Origin of the sequence: Sphingobium sp. LMC3-1-1.1, from assembly GCF_040676285.1 — a bacterium.
Lineage (GTDB): Bacteria > Pseudomonadota > Alphaproteobacteria > Sphingomonadales > Sphingomonadaceae > Sphingobium.
Map to the genome: position 1 here is coordinate 114,043 of NZ_JBEGHQ010000005.1, position 18,946 is coordinate 132,988.

General features: G+C 62.7%; 15 protein-coding genes. 4 read left to right on the plus strand and 11 right to left on the minus strand.

Annotated elements, in window-relative coordinates:
• Nucleotides 1–71 precede the first annotated feature (71 nt).
• Together MRBLMC3_RS08825 and MRBLMC3_RS08830 are read left to right on the plus strand one after the other, a co-directional pair.
• Nucleotides 72–485 carry an MbcA/ParS/Xre antitoxin family protein gene (locus MRBLMC3_RS08825; protein WP_363827749.1) on the plus strand — a complete coding sequence of 138 codons (414 nt, stop codon included), beginning with the start codon at nucleotides 72–74 and terminating at the stop codon, nucleotides 483–485.
• Complete coding sequence (locus MRBLMC3_RS08830; protein WP_414714636.1) at nucleotides 479–1,201, plus strand: RES family NAD+ phosphorylase; 723 nt, start codon at nucleotides 479–481, stop codon at nucleotides 1,199–1,201. The genes MRBLMC3_RS08825 and MRBLMC3_RS08830 overlap by 7 nt, the downstream gene beginning before the upstream one ends.
• Nucleotides 1,202–1,319: 118 nt before the next feature.
• Here MRBLMC3_RS08830 and MRBLMC3_RS08835 read toward each other — a convergent pair whose 3' ends face one another.
• A complete protein-coding gene (locus MRBLMC3_RS08835) occupies nucleotides 1,320–2,963 on the minus strand; it encodes a tannase/feruloyl esterase family alpha/beta hydrolase (RefSeq protein ID WP_363827728.1) in 1,644 nt (547 codons plus the stop codon).
• 292 nt (nucleotides 2,964–3,255) lie between these two features.
• Here MRBLMC3_RS08835 and MRBLMC3_RS08840 point away from each other — a divergent pair, with 292 nt between their 5' ends.
• The gene (locus MRBLMC3_RS08840) at nucleotides 3,256–3,747 is read left to right on the plus strand and encodes a DUF3237 family protein (RefSeq protein WP_363737471.1); all 492 of its coding nucleotides are present in this window, start codon (nucleotides 3,256–3,258) and stop codon (nucleotides 3,745–3,747) included.
• A gap of 114 nt (nucleotides 3,748–3,861) precedes the next feature.
• Here the strand turns inward: MRBLMC3_RS08840 and MRBLMC3_RS08845 are convergent, their stop codons facing one another.
• The 7 genes from MRBLMC3_RS08845 to MRBLMC3_RS08875 all read right to left on the minus strand — a co-directional run bounded on the left by MRBLMC3_RS08845 (nucleotide 3,862) and on the right by MRBLMC3_RS08875 (nucleotide 15,566).
• Nucleotides 3,862–5,235, minus strand: a complete 1,374-nt coding sequence (locus MRBLMC3_RS08845; RefSeq protein ID WP_363827730.1) for an APC family permease — start codon at nucleotides 5,233–5,235, stop codon at nucleotides 3,862–3,864.
• 82 nt (nucleotides 5,236–5,317) lie between these two features.
• Nucleotides 5,318–7,906: a TonB-dependent receptor gene (locus tag MRBLMC3_RS08850; protein ID WP_363827732.1), complete on the minus strand. Its 2,589-nt coding sequence runs from the start codon at nucleotides 7,904–7,906 to the stop codon at nucleotides 5,318–5,320.
• 193 nt (nucleotides 7,907–8,099) lie between these two features.
• Entirely contained in the window at nucleotides 8,100–9,986 is a 1,887-nt protein-coding gene (locus tag MRBLMC3_RS08855; RefSeq protein ID WP_363827752.1) for an AMP-binding protein, read from the minus strand.
• Between the two features lie 41 nt (nucleotides 9,987–10,027).
• Nucleotides 10,028–10,459, minus strand: a complete 432-nt coding sequence (locus MRBLMC3_RS08860) for a DUF779 domain-containing protein (protein WP_363737468.1) — start codon at nucleotides 10,457–10,459, stop codon at nucleotides 10,028–10,030.
• A 55-nt stretch (nucleotides 10,460–10,514) separates the two neighbouring features.
• A complete protein-coding gene (gene adh / locus MRBLMC3_RS08865; protein WP_414714637.1) occupies nucleotides 10,515–12,035 on the minus strand; it encodes an aldehyde dehydrogenase in 1,521 nt (506 codons plus the stop codon).
• Between the two features lie 77 nt (nucleotides 12,036–12,112).
• Nucleotides 12,113–13,495 (minus strand): aminotransferase class III-fold pyridoxal phosphate-dependent enzyme, encoded by a 1,383-nt coding sequence (locus MRBLMC3_RS08870; protein ID WP_363827737.1) that lies wholly within the window; start codon nucleotides 13,493–13,495, stop codon nucleotides 12,113–12,115.
• Between the two features lie 67 nt (nucleotides 13,496–13,562).
• On the minus strand, nucleotides 13,563–15,566 hold the full coding sequence (locus MRBLMC3_RS08875) for an amidohydrolase (protein ID WP_363827739.1): 2,004 nt from the start codon (nucleotides 15,564–15,566) through the stop codon (nucleotides 13,563–13,565).
• Between the two features lie 304 nt (nucleotides 15,567–15,870).
• Here MRBLMC3_RS08875 and MRBLMC3_RS08880 point away from each other — a divergent pair, with 304 nt between their 5' ends.
• On the plus strand, nucleotides 15,871–16,842 hold the full coding sequence (locus MRBLMC3_RS08880; protein ID WP_363737465.1) for a helix-turn-helix transcriptional regulator: 972 nt from the start codon (nucleotides 15,871–15,873) through the stop codon (nucleotides 16,840–16,842).
• A gap of 9 nt (nucleotides 16,843–16,851) precedes the next feature.
• Here MRBLMC3_RS08880 and MRBLMC3_RS08885 read toward each other — a convergent pair whose 3' ends face one another.
• From MRBLMC3_RS08885 to MRBLMC3_RS08895, 3 genes are all read right to left on the minus strand, one after another.
• A complete protein-coding gene (locus tag MRBLMC3_RS08885; RefSeq protein WP_363827742.1) occupies nucleotides 16,852–17,445 on the minus strand; it encodes a hypothetical protein in 594 nt (197 codons plus the stop codon).
• Nucleotides 17,446–17,613: 168 nt separating this feature from the next.
• Complete coding sequence (gene moaA, locus MRBLMC3_RS08890; RefSeq protein ID WP_414714638.1) at nucleotides 17,614–18,630, minus strand: GTP 3',8-cyclase MoaA; 1,017 nt, start codon at nucleotides 18,628–18,630, stop codon at nucleotides 17,614–17,616.
• An 83-nt stretch (nucleotides 18,631–18,713) separates the two neighbouring features.
• On the minus strand, nucleotides 18,714–18,946 hold a 233-nt coding region (locus MRBLMC3_RS08895), incomplete at its 5' end, for a hypothetical protein (protein ID WP_363824882.1).

An 18,946-nucleotide genomic window follows, 5' to 3' on the forward strand; every position in this document is an offset into this window, starting at 1 on the left:
ATTGGATTTATCGCAACCCACCCGCGAGCCATGAATTGCCATTTGGCAGCTTATCATATATTTTGTTCTATATGGCTATATTGCAACCCGTTGAGACAACTCCCGCTCCCTTCCGGCAGGAACCTGTCACTAAGGAAGAAGGTCGAGCGATGTTTCGCGCCGCCCTCAACCTGTTCGCCAAATGGGGCGTCACCGATGAGCAGGCTGCCGTTCTTACCGACATGCCCGTGCGCAGCTTTCGTCGCTGGAAGGCGGAGGGGCCGGGGCGCATTTCGCGCGATGGGCTTGCCCGTCTATCCAACCTCATGGGCATCCATAAGGCGCTCCGGATCATCTTTCAGGAGCCGCAGCGGGGCTATGACTGGATCAAGGCGTCCAATGCGGCCTTCGAGGGATCGAGTGCGCTGGCGGTCATGCTGGGCGGCGAATTGACGGACTTGATGCGTGTACGGCGCTATCTTGATGCGGAGCGTGGCGGCTGGTGACCCTGGCTGACGAACCGCCAATTTGCAGAGTGGAATGGGAAGGTGCGGTACGGATCATCCGTAGCGTCTACCCACCCATCGACCTGTTCGAGGATATTGCCGATCCGGCGGATTGGCCCCTGTTGCTGTCGGGCGAGCAGAAGACCAATCCGCGCATTCGGGCATCGATCGGGAATATCGACCTTGTGCCTCCCGGGCGACGGGTGGGTGGCAACGGCGCTTCCTATCTGATGGCATCCTTCACCCATGTCAGTGTCGACCGTCCCAGCCGGTTTTCCGACGGGAGCTATGGCGTCCTCTACGTCGCCGATCGCTATGAGACTGCCCTGTTCGAGACGATCCATCATCATGCCCGGTTCATGGCGCGCACGGCTGAACCGCCCGGTTGGACCTCCCAGTTTCGGGAAATCATCCTGACAGTCCGCGCCGACGTTCATGATCTGCGCGGCCAGGAAGATCCGTTCGCTGCTTGCCTCGATCCGGATGATTATGCTGCCGCCCAGTTGCTAGGTGCTGCCCTGCGCAAGGCTGGTTCTGACGGGATAGCCTATCCGAGCGTACGGCAAGCTGGAGGAGAATGTGTCGGGCTCCTCTACCCCGACTGTGCCTCCAGCCCTGTCCAGGGCAGACATCTCGACTATCATTGGGATGGCGAACGGGTTGATCTGGTGAGGGATGCTGGGAGCGGAGCGGTTTTCCGGGTGGTGGAAGAATGACAAAGGGATCGTTTGCACCATGACGCCCTCTGCTGACGGTCGTCACGAGCGCGCAGCGGAGGCGCTGAACAGTCATCCCGACTATCGGGTCCTGCGCCACCGGAATGGTGCTGCGGGCTCAATCGCAATCGAAGCTCTCCGCCCGCGCAGGGTCGCCGCCACGATAGCGCGCCACCTTGGGCCAGGGGCAGAGCGGGCGGCTGACCCCCGGCAGTGTCTTGCCGGTGGCGACGATCCGGTCCGGCGCGATGCCCTGCTCGACCCATGCCTGGATGGCGGTCAACGGATCGAAATCATCCGTCGCCCGCCCGCCTTCGCAGTGCATCATCCCCGGCACCAGGAACAGGCGCGCCCAATCCTGGGTCTTGCCGCCGGTATCATGCGCCAGGCGGTCGTACCATGAGGTGATTTCGAAGGCCGACAGGCTGTAATCGCTGGTCCCATGATAGATGATCAGCTTCGATCTCGACGCGAAGCTGTTGAGAAAGCTTCCCTCCGCGTCGATGACCCCGGCCGTGCTGACCAGGCTGGCGAAAACATCCGGAAAGCGTATGTCGAGTGCATCGAGTCCGGGATTGGGCGGGGTCAACGCGAAATAGCGCATCGTGTCCATGAACAGTGACGGCGCCCTGGTGTCGGCCGCCGCGGCACCCGCCCAGAAGGCGGGCGTCGAATCATAGGGCAGCGGCTTGTAATAGGGCTTGCCCTGGGCATCTACTGGTCCGGTGACGATCCGCTTCAGCGTATCGACCTGAACCCTGGAAAGGCAGGTGGCGGTTTTCGGGCCCTTGCATTGCAGCACCGCCGGGTCGAACTTGCAGGCCGCAATGTCCTGGATCAGCCCGTCGGCAAGACCATCCAGCGCGTCGCAGCGCTTCACCGCACCATCGGCCACCAGTTTCAAGTCCGCCTTGGTGAATGCGCCCACGCCCGGCCTGGAGATGCGGCTGAGCTGAGCGGTGGTCCATGACAGGCGCGGCGCGATGCGCGTCAGATTGAACGCGGCATTACCCGCCACCACGCCGTCGAAATAGTCGGGGAAACGCTGCGTCACCAGCATCGCCTGCCGTCCGCCATTGGAACAGCCGATGAAATAGGATTTGGCGGCAGGCTTGCCGTAATGCGCGGCAACGATGCGCTTTGCTGCGATCGCGACCTTGTCGAGCGCCACATAGCCATAGTCGATCCGCGCCTGCTGATCGATCGCCCAGCTGCCATCGGTCGATTCATTGCCGGGGCTGATATGCCCGCCATTGGTCCGCACCACGGCAAAGCCGCGTTCAAGCGCCGTTGGCGACAGGCGGCTGAACAGCGATCCATAGGCCGGCCAGTCGACGCCATCCATGTTGCCGCCGCCCTCGAACAGGAAACGGCCATTCCACGCCGCCGGCATGCGCAATTCGAACCGGATCGCATAGGTTCGGCCGTCGACGCCCCGGCGATCGCCAAAGGAGGCGCGGATCAGGCAATGCGCCGGCATTTTCCGTCCCTGATCCTCACCGTAGAATGCCGCCGCCGGACCGGCCGCAACCTCTCGCGCCTCCAGCACATGCAGATCGCCGTCGGCCATTTGCTTCAGCCTGTCACACGCGGTCGCCGGGGGAGATGGGGTCGCCTGGGCCGATGCCGGGCCGGTCCCGGCAAGAAACAGCGCCAGCGCCGATGCCATCGTCCCGCCGACCCAAAGGCCGACGGCCGACCGGGCGCCTGCTGGAGAAGCCAGCCCACCGCGCGCCGATCCCATTTGAAGAAAAGACGTCATCCAAACCCCCAAGGCTGGCAAGCCGGCCGCTTGCAGCGGTTTATGGAACCACCCGGGCACGGTCACGGGCGCAAGTCATCATCATTTTGTTGACGCGTCAATAATATCATCTGGATTTTCCGCTGAAAATGGCCAATATCGAGCCGTAAGAAAACCTTCGCTCACAGAATCTCCTCCATATATTCTTGTCGAGTAATCATGGCTCTTCTGATTATCTCGACATCTTCGACGAAAGCAGGGCGCCGGACAGCTGCCTTGGTTACCCCGTTCCCACCCTCTCAACGGAGGCCCCATGATTGAACCCGCCACCATCGAACGATTCGCGCCGCGTTTCGAATATGCGTTCAGCATCGCATTGACGCTGACGCCGGTCCGCTGGGTCAGCCCATCAACCATGGGCGCTACACGCGGCGCCGTCTATGCGGCGCAGGGCAGCATCGAAGGGCCTGCGCTCAATGGTCGCGTGGTGCCGATGAGCGGCGGTGACTGGCCCCTTGTGCGTCCGGACGGCGTGATCGATTTCGATGCCCGTTACCTTCTGGAACTGGACGATGGCACGCTGATCTACATGCAGAATTCCGGCTATCGTTGGGCATCGACCCCGGAGATCGGGGAGCGCATGGCACGGAATGAGCCTGTCGATCCCGATTCATACTATATGCGCGTCACGCCGAAGTTCGATGTGCCGGCGGGACCACATGACTGGCTCGCGCGGCATGTTTTCGTGGGTGTGGCGGAAAAGACGCCTGGAGCGAACCGGATCCATTATTTCAAGCTGCTGTGAATGCCCGACGGGCGGGAAGCCGTGGCTGCGCGAATGAGGACAAGGGGTGGAACCAGGATCCGGGCGGGATGGAAGGGGCCGACCCGGATCGCCCCCTTCCATCCCGCCTGCCCCCTAAACGCTCAATTCCATAGTGGCGGCGCCCGGTCTGTAACAGAGCCAGACAAAAACCAGCCCCAGTGCGAAGCTGCCTATTCCGATCACATTGGTCCACAGGTCGAAGGTCGTCACCGCATAGAGCCCCAGGCCGATCAACGCCACGCTGCTTGCGGCCGGGAACAGGCACAGGGTCAGCCACTTGCCGATCGAGACCTTGTAGCTATCCCTGAAGACCCAGGCCGCGCCAAGACCCGCAAGCCCGAAATAATAATCCACCTGAAAGCCCAGAGCCCGCACTGACGCGAACAACAGCAATTGTACGCTCGGCATCAGGGCTGATGTCCATATCAGGATCAGGCCCAGGACGATCATGGCGTATATGGCGTGCGATGGCGATAAGGTACGATCATCCACCGTTCCGAAGATGCGGGGCATCGATCCATCGCGTCCCATCGCGAACAGCGTCCGCGAGAACATCAGCATGGTCGCCTCGATCGCCGCGATGCTCGACAATATGACCGCGGCGGACGCCAGCAATCCGCCTGCATAGGAAAGCCCGGCCCGGTACGCGATATTGAATATCAGATTGTCCGTGAGATTGGCCGCGTCCTGAACCGGGAACATCATCAACGCCACGGCGGCGAAGCTGGTGTAGAGCAGGATGGTGATCAGAATGCTGAGGAGGCCGCCCAGGCCGGCCTTACGGCCGCCGCCGACCGTTTCCTCGCCCAGGTTGGAGGTGACGTCCCAGCCCCAGTAGAAATAGACCGCGATCAGGGCCGTAGCCGCAAAGCCATCCAGGGTCAGGCCGCTGCCAAACCATCGTTTTCCGAACGCCTCGACGCTCCCGACCTCATGGATATGCATCAGCGCCGCGCCGAGAATGACGACGAGGATCAGCAGTTGCGCCAACGTGATCATCGTCTGCGCCCGGCTGGTCACCGTGATACCGGCGACGACTATCGCGGATACCGCCGCGAACCAGAGGCTGGCGACGATCGACGTGGTGACGACGTGTCCCACCTGGCTGGGGGCTATGATGTTGAGCGTGGCGGTTGCGATCGGCACCGTGCCGCTGACCACGAACAGCAGCGTCGCTATGAGCAGCGACCAGCCAGAGAAGAATCCCAGGAATTTACCGAAGATCGCGGACGTCCATTGATAGGAGGCGCCCGCATTCGCATCGCGTTCTCCCAGCGCCTGATAGGCCTTCGCTATGCCGAGCATCGGAACGGCGAAGATGAGGAGGGAAACCGGTGCGAAGACCCCGGCGGCGCCGATCAGCGCCGCGGTGCCCATTGCTATGGACGATGCGGGCGCACTGCCCGCGACGCCCATCATCATCGACCCGATGAAGGAGACGGAATTGTCCTTGAGATGATCGTTCACCGAGATCCCTCTCGCCCGGCCGCGACGGCGGGAAGATAGGTGCCTGGGCCGTCGCGCCCCTGTTCTGAGACCGGCATGCGCCTCATTCCTTTATCGACAGGGTCAGGCCCACGGTGCGCGGCCTGAGCGTCGTTGAAACCCAGGCAGGATCGTTCTGGATCGGCCGCGATGCCGGGCCGAGCAGCAGAAGCGGATGTGCATCGGTGATGTTCGTCATGAAGACCGACAGATCATACCGGCCAAAGGTAGCCCCCAGGCGCGCGTTCAGAGTCGAATAGGCCGACACCTGGCGCAGCAGCGGATTATAGCCGAACGCCCCTGGCTGGGTCTGCCCGGCGCGCCGTTCACGCGACGTGTAGGTAAAATCGACGCGCGTGTAGAAATTCACGTTGCCGACGGGGGGCATGTTGTACACCCCCGACAAGGATGTGTTCCAGGGCGCGCTTGCTCCGGGAACCCCCGATCCGCGCGGAAATATGACATTGGCGCCGCGTGCCACCGGATCGTCAAACGTCGCCTTGGTATAACCGGCCGCGCCTGTGAGGATCAGCCCCCGGACGGGTGAGACTTCCAGCGACAGGTCGAAGCCCTTGGCGGTCGCGTTGCCGGCATTGTCCACGAAGCTGTAGCCGCAGGTCGGCAGCGCGATATCCGTCTGGATGTTCTTCCACTTGATAATGTAGCCGCTCGCCGCGATCGAGACACGGCCGTTCAGGAAGCGGTTCTTGCTGCCGATCTCGTAGCTCCACACCGAGTCCGAATTATAGGTGGTTGGCGTCGAGGTATAGCCGAGCTGATTGAGGTCGGCATCGCACACATTGGGCGGTATGATCGGCCCCGATCCGCCAGGGCGGAAGCCCTTGGCTGCCGTACCGTAGAAAAGATTGCGCGAATCCGGTTCATAGGTCAGCCCGAACTTGGGCGTGACGGAGGTTTCGAGCTTCTTCGATCGCGCACTGGGGTAAACCGGCGTCAGCGGCCCCTGACCCACGGTACAGGTTCCACCGGGGCCCACATAGACCTCGCATGGCGTTCCATAAGGCGCGTTGATGTTGCTTTCCGGACCCAGCAGGTCGACATTCTGTTCAAACTTGTTGCGCGCGACCCGGACGCCTGCCGTCAGCTTCAGCTTGCTTGACAGTCGGAGATCGGCCTGGGCGAAACCGGCGATCTGGGTTTCGACAAGCCGCCTGTTCTCGTCATAGCTGACGGATCCGGGAAGGAGGGGCGCACCAAAAGTGTTGAGGAACGCAGTCGATCCCGGACCGAACGGCTCGCCATCGGTGAAGCCGTAAGGGACGCCGCCAAAGGAGATTACCGGAAGATTGGCGGTGAAATTTTCGGAAATGGGTTGCCGGTCCGTTTGGATGTTACGCGAGTAGAAGGCGCCGACCACCCATTGCAGGGGCGATTCCGATTCCGCCGACTGCAACCGGATTTCCTGCACGAAATTCTTCTGCTTGTTGGTGAAATCGGAATTGGCCCTCGCTCCCGGCGGCGGGACAAGCTGTTGCGTCAGATAGCGATAATAATATCTCGTATAATCGGCCCGCTGGCCCTGCAGCCGGTCGTAATAGGAGGTGTTGGAGGTAATGGAGGCAAAGCCGAGGTCCCAGTTGATCCGCAACGCCGGCAGGTAGAAGCGATCGCCTCCCGCCTCCCGGTCGGTGCCGGACAGGGCCGTCAGCGTCGGATCGGTCGCCGGATCGCCTGCCTGGTAGAGGTAACGGGCATATTGCGCCTTGCCGGGGTTGGATGCGGCCAGCCAGAATTGGCCGATGCCGTCATTGTTGTGCAGCTTCTGATAGGTCAGCGAGGGTGTCACCGTGATGGCGTCGCTGAGCGCGAAGACCAGCGCGCCGCGCAACAGAAGCGCCGTGTCGGAATTGGCGTTCTTGTGGATCGTCGACGTCTTGGTGAAGTTTAACGAGTCGCCATAGGATGCGGCCGTGGGATCCACGACCGTGTAGGTTCCATTTACGTCGTCGACCCAGCCGCCATTACGGCGATAATAGGCGCTGACGCGGAAACCTATCTTGTCCTCGACGATCGGGCCGCCGACGGCCGCAGCCGCTTCATAGGTCGGCGCCCCGTTTCGCGTGGTCGCGATTTCGGCGCGGCCGCGATAGGAAAAGTCCTTCATGCTGGGTTCGGTCTGGATGAAGCGGACGGTGCCGCCTTCCGAACCCGCGCCGAACAGCGTTCCCTGCGGGCCGCGAAGAACCTCGACGCGCTCGATGTCGAACAGGCTCGGAAAGCTCGAACTGGGAGCATAGCCCAGATTGCGCGCCTGTATGGGCGTATCGTCGATATAGATGCCTGTGGTGGAAGCACCAGCGCTGGAGGCGATTCCGCGTATGGAAACCTGATTGCCGCCGATCGGGGATTTCTGCAGCGACAGGCCCGGCGTCAGCCGCACCACGTCCGAAAACTCCCTCGCGCCCCTGGCCTGCAGCTCCTGCTGCGAAAATGCGCTGACGCTGATCGGAACCTTGGACAGCGTCTCGGATCGGCGGGTAGCCGTCACCACGATTTCGGCCTGTCCCATATCCCGCGCGTCATTCGCGGACGGTTTCTCCGGCTCCTGTGCATGGGCCGCCGTGGCCGCCGCTACCGCCGTCAACGCCACGCCAATCGACATGGCGCCATATTTGCTTCGAAAACACCCCATTTTATGTGCTCCCCGTTAGCCCTGTGCTTGCGTTCATGACGCAGGTGCCCGGTATCCAATCCCTAACGCATATTCATATGTGTCGCCTGTCAGTGCTACGCCCTGAGTGCCACCGCATCAGGCTTGCAGCGCCAGCAGGCGGAAGCCATGGACGCGATGCGCCGGCCTACTCCTTCGGCAGGATATGATGGCTTCAACCATCGGCCCGCCCGGTAGGTTGAAGAAGCTGCGCGATCATATAGGGCGTCGCTTCATTTTCAATGGTCGGCGGCACGGTCCAATCCTGACCATTGGCGATTTTGCGAAGGAGGTTTCGCAGGATCTTCCCGGATCGCGTTTTCGGCAGCTCCGGAACGACATGCACTTCGCGCAAGGTGGCGATCGCCCCAAGCTCGCGCCGCACGGCCGATATGACCTCCGCGGGCAACTGGTCCGCGTCGAACGCTTTCCGCGCGACGACAAAGCCCAGCGGCACCATTCCCTTGATCGGATCATCCGCGCCGATGACCGCGCATTCGACCACACCGTCGACCGCCGCCACGATCTGTTCCATCTGCCCGGTTGAAAGGCGGTGGCCGGCGACGTTGATGATGTCGTCGGTACGGCCCATGACGAAGACAAAGCCGTCCTCGTCCATATGGCCGTAATCTCCGGTCTCATAATAGCCGGGGAAACGCTGGAAACTCTTCGCAAAGCCCACGGGATTGTTCCACAGGCCGCGAAACGCGCCGGGCGGGAGCGGCTGGCGAACGACGATCGCGCCGCTGCTGCCGGCCGGGCATTCGACCCCGTCCTCGTCCACCACCTGGATGGCATAGCCCGGGACGGGCGGCCCGGCGCTGCCGAGTCGACGCCGGTCATCACCCAGGGACAGGCATGGCGCGATCGCCGGCCATCCCAGCTCGGTCTGCCACCAGTGATCGACGACCGGCAGGCCGCTATGCCGCTCCAGCCAGGTCACCGTGTCGGGATCCGCCCGCTCGCCGGCCAGGAAGATGGCGGTCAGTTCACCCGTGCCGATCTCGCCGAGCAGCCGCGCCTGCGGATCTTCCTTGCGGATCGCGCGGATCGCCGTCGGCGCCGTGAAGAAGGTCTTCACCCCGTTCGCCACGATCGTTCGCCAGAAGACCCCGGCGTCCGGCGTTCCCACCGGCTTGCCCTCATAAAGGATCGTGGTCGCCCCGACGAGGAACGGCGCATAGACGATGTAGCTGTGGCCCACCACCCAGCCGACGTCCGAAGCGGCCCAGAACACGTCGCCCGTGCCGATCCCATAGATGTTCGCCATCGACCAGGCGAGCGCGACCGCATGACCGCCATTGTCGCGCACCACGCCCTTGGGCGTTCCGGTCGTGCCTGAGGTGTAGAGGATATAGAGCGGGTCGCCTGAGTCGAGCATGGCGCAGGGCGGCAATGGGTCGCCGGCGCTTGCTTCTCGCAGCGCCGCCCAGTCGCGGTCGCGTTCCGGTTTCAGTTCTGCGGCAAGCCGGTCGCGCTGGAGCAGCAGGACTCGATCGACCTGGTGCGTGGCGGCAGCCACGGCTTCGTCAACGATCGGCTTATAGGCAATGACGCGACTGCCCTCGATCCCGCAGCTCGCGGTTATCAACAGCGTCGGGCACGCGTCGTCGATGCGTTTTGCCAGTTCGTGCGCCGCGAAGCCGCCGAACACGACCGAATGGATCGCCCCGATTCGCGCACAGGCCAGCATCGCGAAAATCGCCTCCGGCACCATCGGCATGTAGATGACCACGCGATCGCCGCGCGTGACGCCGAGGCGCAGCAGCATCGCGGCCACGCGCTGGACTTCGTGAAGCGCCTCCCCGAAGGTCCAGTGCATCGAAGTCCCGGTGACCGCGCTTTCATAGACGAGGGCCGTCTGGCTACCCCGCCCCTGCAGCACATGGCGATCGAGGCAGTTATGGCATGTATTCAGGACGCCGCCCGGAAACCAGCCCTCCTCAGGATCGAAGGCGCGGCGCGGCGGTACGGCCCAGTCGACGGCTTCGGCGGCGTCCGTCCAGAACGCCTCGGCATCTTCAAGGCTCCTGCGCCAGGCGGCGGTGTAGCGCGGCTCCATAGCGCCGATCTCATGATTATCGTCATGGGGCATGTCTGTGCTCATCGGGTTTCGTCCCGGCTGTCGGCCTCCGCCGCGACCAGTTGTACGGCCAGAGCCGCCATTTCCGCCGGCGTAAAAACCCGTCCCCGCGTGAGGAACCGTTTTTCGCGGCCATTATCCAGACTGAACATCCCTCCGCGCCCCGGCACCACGTCAAGGATAAGCTGGGTATGCGCCCAGGCGGCTGCCTGCGCCTCCCCGATATAGACCGGGACATCATCCACCATGCCGAGCAGGATGTCACTCCCGCCGATACGAAACCCGTCCGCCGGATAACACATCGGCGAGGAGCCGTCGCAACATCCCCCCGACTGGTGGAACAGGAGCGCGCCATATTCCGCCTTCAATTCGGCGATGAAGGCAAGCGCGGCCGGCGACGCGACGACGCGCGGGACTGCCCCCGACGCATCGGTATCCGCGCCGCCGCTCATCGCAGAGCCCCCTGACCGCCGCGGCGCCGGCCTATGGAGCATCCCCCGCGCCGCATCAGAAGAAGCCGAGCTTCTTCGGACTGTAGCTCACCAGCATGTTCTTCGTCTGCTGATAGTGATCGAGCATCATCTTGTGGTTTTCGCGGCCGATGCCGGACTGCTTGTAGCCGCCGAACGCTGCATGCGCCGGATAGGCATGGTAGCAGTTCGTCCACACCCGCCCCGCCTTGATATTGCGTCCGAAGCGATAGCATCTGTTCACGTCCCGGCTCCAGATGCCGGCGCCAAGGCCATATAGCGTATCGTTCGCGATCTGGAGCGCTTCTTCATCGTCCTTGAACGTCGCCACCGACAGGACCGGCCCGAAGATCTCCTCCTGGAAGATCCGCATCTTGTTGTGTCCGCGAAACACCGTCGGCTCGACATAATAGCCGCCCGCGAGCGCCCCGCCATGCGCAGCCGCCTTGCCGCCCGCAAGCAGTTCGGCGCCCTCCTGCCGGCCGATATCGATATAGGAGAGGATCTTCTCGCACTGCTCGGAAGAGGCCTGCGCGCCGATCATGGTTGCCGGGTCGAGGGGATTGCCCTGCCGGATCGCAGCGACGCGTGCCAGCGCCCGCTCCATGAAACGGTCGTAGATGGACTCGGCGACCAGCGCGCGGCTGGGGCAGGTGCAGACCTCGCCCTGGTTCAACGCGAACATGACGAAACCCTCGATCGCCTTGTCGAGGAAATCATCATCCTCGCGTGCGACATCGTCGAAGAAGATGTTGGGCGACTTGCCACCGAGTTCCAGCGTGACCGGAATCAGGTTCTCGCTGGCATATTGCATAATGAGACGGCCGGTCGTCGTCTCGCCGGTGAAGGCGATCTTTGCGATCCGGCTGGAGGAGGCAAGCGGCTTGCCCGCCTCCAGGCCGAAGCCGTTGACGATATTGAGCACGCCGGGCGGCAGCAGATCGCCGACGATGTCGATCCACACCATGATGGAGGCCGGCGTCTGTTCGGCAGGCTTCAGCACCACGCAATTGCCCGCCGCCAGCGCCGGCGCCATTTTCCAGGCCGCCATCAGCAGCGGGAAGTTCCACGGAATGATCTGCCCGACCACGCCCAGCGGCTCATGGAAATGATAGGCGACAGTATCGTGATCGATCTCTCCGATCGATCCTTCCTGCGCGCGGATCACGCTGGCGAAATAGCGGAAGTGATCGATCGCCAGCGGCACGTCCGCGGCGGTGGATTCGCGGATCGGCTTGCCATTGTCCCAGGTTTCGGCCAGCGCGAGCTTGTCCAGATTGGCTTCCATCCGGTCCGCGATGCGATTGAGGATCAGGGCGCGCTCGGCCACCGGCGTCCGTCCCCATGCGTCCTTGGCGCGATGCGCCGCGTCCAGCGCGGCTTCAACATCCTCTGCCTGCGAGCGCGCGATCTGCCCGACAACGCCGCCGGTGATCGGCGAAACATTGTCGAAATAGCGGCCCGATTTCGGCCCAAGCCACTGGCCATCGATGAAATTGTCATAGCGCGCCGCAAAGGGAGCCTTCATGACCAAATCGGGGCGATCGTCGACAGGCATCTCCATCTCTCTTTCTTTATCGGATTTGAACTACTCGACCGGGGTGCTTCCTCAGCAAGAACCCGATCGATCTTCCTTCAGCCGCGCACGAGTTCCTCGGTAAATTCGGCCACCAGCGCGACATAACCGTCAATCTCCTCGGCCGTGTGGGCGAACGAAGCCTGCGGCCCCGCACTGACGATGCAATCCCAATAGCCCCTGTTGGCCATGAACACCCGCCGGGCGTCGAGCATGTCGAGATCCATCGAGGCGCGTGCCTCCTGATAATTGCGCGGCAACTCGGTCGTCAGGCACATGCCCGACCGCGGCCCGAGGCGAAACGCCCGGCACGGCAGGTCAAGGTCACGGCAGATGGCGTCGATCCCATCCGCCATGCGCGCGCCCAAGGTAGAGATGCGGTCGTAGGCGGCTTCCGTGAGCACATGCTCCAGCATCGCCCGGGCAACCGCCATCGACAGGGCATTGCCATAGAGCGTGCCGCCCAGGCCGATCCCGGACCGGCGGTGGAGGATGTCGAGGTGCCGCTCCACATGATCCGATACTTCGCGGGTCATGCCGTAGGCCGCGAAGGCGACCCCTGAGCCGAACCCCTTCCCCAGCGTCATGAAATCGCTCTTCAACTGCCACTTTCGGGTCAGGCCGCCATAAGCGAAGGAATAGGTGTGGGCCTCGTCAATGCACAGCATCGTGCCTGTCTCGCGCGTAATCTCGCGCAATCCTTCAAGAAAGCCCGGTTCCGGCATCACCAGCGAGCAATTGGTCATCGTCGGCTCTGTCAGCACCAGTGCGACGTCGCCCTGTTTCAGCACGCGCGAAACCGCTTCCAGATCGTTGAACGGCAGGATGATCGTGTCCTCCGCGCGCTTTCCCGACATTCCCTGATATTCGGGGACATTGTGCCCGTCTTGGGAAACGACCAGCGTCTCTTCGAGATGGCCATGATATTTGCCTTCGAACACGACCAGCTTGCGACGGCCCGTCATGTGACGCGCGATCCGCATGATGTCGGTGTTCGATCCGGAAGCCGAGACGGTGAACTGCCATGCCGGCATGCCGGTCTGCGCCGCCAGCAGTTCCGCAGAGACGATGGCATCCTCCGTCGGCAGCAGGAAGTGGGCGCCCCTGCGATATTGCCGGGCCAGTGCTTCCTCGACCTCCGGCACGCCGAAGCCGATCGTCATCGAGAGGTCCGAAACGTTCATGTCGACATAGGAATTGCCGTCCGGATCGAAGAAGCTTGCCCCCTCGCCGCGATCGGCAAAAAGCTGGGGATGGGAATAATAGCCCGCCATCCATGAGTTGGGGACGGCTGCCGGCATCACCGCCAGAGCGCGTTCGCGAAGCGCGTTGGACGCGCCGGTGCGTTGCCTGAAACGGTCAACTTCACGCTGATCGATACGGGCCACACGATCTCGATCCGCCACGAAGCGATCGGCATTACCAGTCTTGAACGACATCATTGAGACAAGCTCCTGCGCGCCGGCGAACCCACCGGCATAAATTTCGTTTTCTGCTTATGGTCCGTTTCTATTCGGACGACGGCGAATAGACCTTCTTGCCCATGAACCATGTCGCCAGCACCTTGGTATCGCCGATCTTTTCGGGATGGCCCGAATGGGCAAGTTCCAGAATGTCCTGATCCACGATGATGAAGTCAGCCGACTTCCCGACTTCCAGCGATCCGATCTCCGCACCGCGATTCAAGGCCCGGGCGCCATTGATCGTGTAGGCGTCGATCACATCTTCGACACTGAGACGCTGCCAGGGGCTGATCGGCTGCCCGCCGCGGCGCGACCGGGTCACCCCCATCTCCATGTTCACGAACGGCTGCGGATCCTGCGTCAGGACTGGCGCATCCGATCCCGCGACAATAACCGCGCCTGCATCCTTGGACGTCTTGGTGGGATAATTGCACTGTTCGAAAAAGCCGTTCGGCTTATGAAGCGCCTCATAGCTGTTGCCGTGCACCTTTTCGAAGAAGGGAACGGTGCTGAGGTCGTATCCGGTGGGTTCGGCATACATCCAGCTGAAGGTATAGACGAGATTCAATCGATCTTCGCCAATGCGCTTGATATCGGCCGGGGTGGCGCACTGGAGGTGAGCCAGCGTGTCCGGACGAGTATAGACGCCATCGGCCTTGCGCGCCGCCTCTATGGCCTCCAGCGCCATATGCACTGCGGCGTCACTGATCGTATGGATGTGTATCGTGTAGCCCTTCAGGTGCGCCTTCATCACATAATCGGCAAAGATCCACGGCGCGTGCTGCGGAATGCCGTAGGAAATCGCACATTGTCCGGGATGGAAGCCGTAGCGCTTGGTGAAATCGGCAATGGCGGTCGGCGAGGACAGGTCAGCCGGAACAGCCCGCGCATAGACGCATTCAGGCGATGAAATGTCGACATAGTCCTTGACGGACAGATTGCCCTGGGCATCCTTTTCGAAAATCGGCTGCAAATAGGGCACGGGGCGGAAGGCCGCGCCGAAGGTGGGCGGAACGTTGTTGGGATTGGCCTCCATGTCGCCGTCCGCGAAGATTTTCACGGAATCCGCCGAAGCGAGCGGATTGCCGGCATATTTCCGCTTGATGGCATCCGCCTGGGTAAAGAGGGCATCCCAGTTCACGCGGCCGTCGGCGTCCCGGAAGTCTTCGGGCGCCCAATATTGCGCCATATTGACGCGGAAGCTTTGCTGCCCGTTCTTCTGCAGCTTGTCATAGACGTCGAAGATGCTGCCCGGTCCGAATATGCCGGTCGACGCCGACGCGGCGGCGTCCCATACCGCCGTAATGCCCCGGCTGTTGAGCGCCTGGGCGAGTCGCTGGGGTTCGGCGAGCAGCTTCGCAAACTCCTCGCGCGATGTCTCCGACGAATCGATGGGGGTCTTGCCCTCGTCCTGGATGTCACCGCTGGGTTCGCCGTGAATGTCGACGCCGACCACGGGCTTGTAATGAGCGAAATCCGTCTGCAGCGTCTTCTTGGAATAGCCGACGGTCTCCCCCTTCGCATTCTTGGCCAGGGCCAGTGCGCGGCTGTTATAGGCGCCATGATGGCCGTCCCAACCGGTCATGACGACCGGATTATCGGGTGCGGCATCGTCCAGCGCAGCCCGGAGCGTGGCGAATTTGGCATCGGTCTGATTGCCGGCCGCATATTCCCATTGCGAAACGGCAAGCCATTTCCCCGGCTCGAGCTTCGCGTCCACGAGGCATTGGCGAACCAGCGTCGCGATTTCCGCAAGCGTATGCGCCTTGGCCTCGAGGTTGCAGCCGCCAAAGTCCACAATGCCCCGAGGATGGATATGCGCATCAACAAGGCCCGGCAGGACAAGCTTACCACCTGCATCCTCGACGACTGTCTTGCTGCCGATAAAGGCGCCTATGGCGGCGTTGCTGCCGACAAATACCAGCTTGCCGTCCTTTACGGCCAGGGCTTCCACGATGCGGTGCGCCCCGTCCACCGTGTAGACGCGGGCATTTTTCAGCACCAGATCGGCCGCGACAGGCCCGCGCGCGATCGCCGGCGCCAGCGGCATCAGGCAGATCGCCAATGATGACGCCAGGGCCGCCCCCCTGAGCCTGGCAGACCAGCGACGTCTGGCCTTAGATCCGATGCGCATCGTCATTTCTCCCGAAAACGGACGGGCCCGACCCCTGAGGCATATATTTCATCGGTCCCTTGCAAGACCATATCTAGCTTCATGCGGCGCTGAAGATCACAGCGTTCCGAGACAGCGCTTTCGACTTTCCGTGCCAATGTCGCCGCCACTCCGTCACGGGATTGAAACATGGTGTAGACTATGGCACGCTCCTGCACTTCATATATGTGGGGGGCACAGCATGCTCGACTTCACCACAAAAAAACTGCCGGAAAGTGGGCGCGCCGCCCGTTATTCCGAAGTGCTCAGTTCTTATTACAGTTCCATTGAATCGGAACGCGAGGTCATTGCCGAGATACAGGAACGGGATACTCTCGACGCATTCTCCATGGCGTTCGATCTGGGCAGGCTGAGCTGCTCCGTCCATAAATGCAATTCGCCGCTTCATCGCTACTCCATGCGCAAGAGCCCGATGCAGTTGGGTCATTCCCTTCAATATATTGTGGAGGGCAATCTCACGATCGTGAGCGACGATCATTGCCATGAAGTCGGCCCCGGCGATCTGGTCTTCCTGCGCTCCCGCAAGCTGCTGGAATATCACACATCATCGTGCGGCAGCAAAACCATAGGCGTGCAACTTCCCTGGGCTCTGGTCCAAAGCCTGGCCTATGGGCGGAACATCTCCCTGGATCGCGTCTTCACGAGCAAGGTCGGAATCGGGGCCTGTGTCGCCTCCTTCATCGACGCGATCTTCAACTCTCGCGCGGATCTTTCCGCAGCCGACTGCGCCGCTCTCCAGGTCGGCCTGGCCGAGGCGATCGTCCAGCTTGGAACCCTGGCGACCGGATCCCTTGCCGATGCGGCGCGAATGGGCCTGCTGAACGACCTCAAGTCGATCGCAACCGCCGCGCTCGACGATCCGGAGCTGAGCCCCGCAACGGTCGCGGCAAGGGCTGGCGTCTCCGTCCGCACGCTGCATCGCGTTTTTCAGGCTTCGGGGGAAACATTCTGGAGCTGGATCCGCGACCGGAGACTTGATCGCTGCTATGCCGAACTCACGGCGCCGACCCATTCGAAACGAACCATTACCGAGGTTGCATTCCGCTGGGGCTTCAACGAACTGAGCACCTTCGACCGCAATTTCCGCAAGCGCTATGGCGCGTCACCACGCAACGTGCGGTCCCTGGCCCAGGCGGATCCGCAATCGGCCTGAGCGGCCAGCTCATCGCGACCCGTCGCCCACCAGGCCGCCGGCTTCCGCCACCATTGCCGTGACTCCGAAACTGACGCTCTCGGGAATCGCGCCGGGCCGGTCAGCCGCGGTGCCGGGCGAAGCGAGTTCGTCGCCGGTACCGACGATCGCCACGCGTGGCCGAACCGCCACCGTCACACTGGCGACATCTGATGCGGCGGCCGCAATCATGGCCTGAGGGGAGAGACGGGTGCCGCGATCGAGCAGCAGCGTGCCGGCGACAAAGTCGCTGGCTATGGCCCGAACATTCCATGCCGGGCCGTAGCCAGCCGTGAACCTGACGTTGCCGCCCTCGCGGATCGCGTGCTCCTGCACGATGCAGCGGTCCGCCCCGGCGGGCATCGGCGCGCCGGTGAAGATGCGCACTGCCTCACCGGCGCTCACAATGCCGGGAAAGCCGAGCCCGGCACGAGATTCTCCCGTCACCCACAGCAATTGATCCGGGGCGGTGGTCGCGTCGCACACCGCATAGCCGTCCATCGCCGCGGTCAGCTGGCTGGGTGAATCCTGCCGTGCGTATAGCGGCTCCGCCAGCACACGACCGGGCGCATTGGCCAACGCCACGGTTTCCGTGCCCAGCAGGGCTTAGACGCCCGGCAGGCGCGCCACTGCCTCGTCGAAGCCAATCGGTGCTGCGCCCATCAGCCTGACCTTGTCCCGAGCCATCCGCCATCGCTGGCCCGGACGGTCATGGCGAAGCCGGGTGCGCGCAATTCCGCCATGGCTGACAGGTCAGCCGCCGATCGAGGCGAGATGCGGCGTGGCGCCGCTATTGCCGTCGTGCAGGCGGTGCGATGGTGCCTTGCGCGCAGTGAGTGCGACGATCCGCTCGACCAGTTCGTCTATCTGTGCATCGTCCTGGAGGAGCGGGCGCAGGTCGAGTCCGCCATCGCCGAACAGGCACAAATGCAGCTTGCCCTCGGCCGACAGGCGGAGCCGGTTGCAGGTAGCGCAGAAATCCTGCGCATAGGGGGCGATGATGCCGATCCGCCCCCTGGCGTCGGAATGGGCGAATTCCACGGCCGGGCCTGCTCCCGGCGCGCGCGCCACGCGTGTCCATCCTGCCCGCGCCAAGGCGTCGATCACGGTTTGACCGGGTAGATGATGGGCCTGGAAGAAAGGCGCATTGTCATTCGTGCGCATCACTTCGATGAAACGCAACGACAGGTCATGGTCACGCACGAAGGCGATGATCGCCTCCAACTCGTCATCGTTGACGCCCCGCATCAGCACGGCGTTCAGCTTGATCGGATCGAACCCGGCGACCCGGGCCGCTTCCACGCCACGCAGTACCTCGTCGAGCCGGTCATGGCCGGTGATCGCCGCGAAGCGAGCAGGATCGAGCGAATCGATGCTGACGTTGATCGCGCTTACGCCAGCTGCTCGCCATTCCGCAGCGTGATCGGCCAGGCGATAGCCGTTGGTGGTCATCGCCACGCGGCGAATGCCCGGCACCGCCGCTACGCGCCGGGCAATTTCGGTGAATTCGGCGCGCAATGTGGGTTCCCCACCCGTCAGCCGAACCTTCCACAAGCCGAGCCGGGCGAAGGCCGTCACCGCCCGCACGATCTCGTCAGGCGACAGATCGGGCGTCCGTCCCGCCGCCTTGCGATAGCCATTGGGCAAGCAATAGGTGCAGCGAAAATTGCAGACATCCGTCAGCGATAGCCGCAGATATTCGAAGCTACGGCCACTGGGATCTGTCAGGCGACCGGATGCCGCCTGCGCCGAACTATCGGAGGGCGCAATTTTCACGGCATGGCGTTCCTGGTCAACGGACAGATCCCCAACTGCATTTTTGCGTCTGATCATTACCAATTCTCAGACGTTGCTCACTCCACTTCTGCGGTTTGGTGCCCGACAATCCTGCTGCTCAGGCGCCGGACATTCACGGGGATGGCGGTCATCCGTGGGATGGCGTTGACGCGCTGATAGAACTCATCGGCGACGATGAGGGCACCGATGGAGACCCCGCCATCCTCGTCCATCTCACCGGTGGCCGGACCAAAGCCGTGCGGGATAGAGATCACGCCCGGACGCATCGTCTCGTCCGCCTCGGCGATCG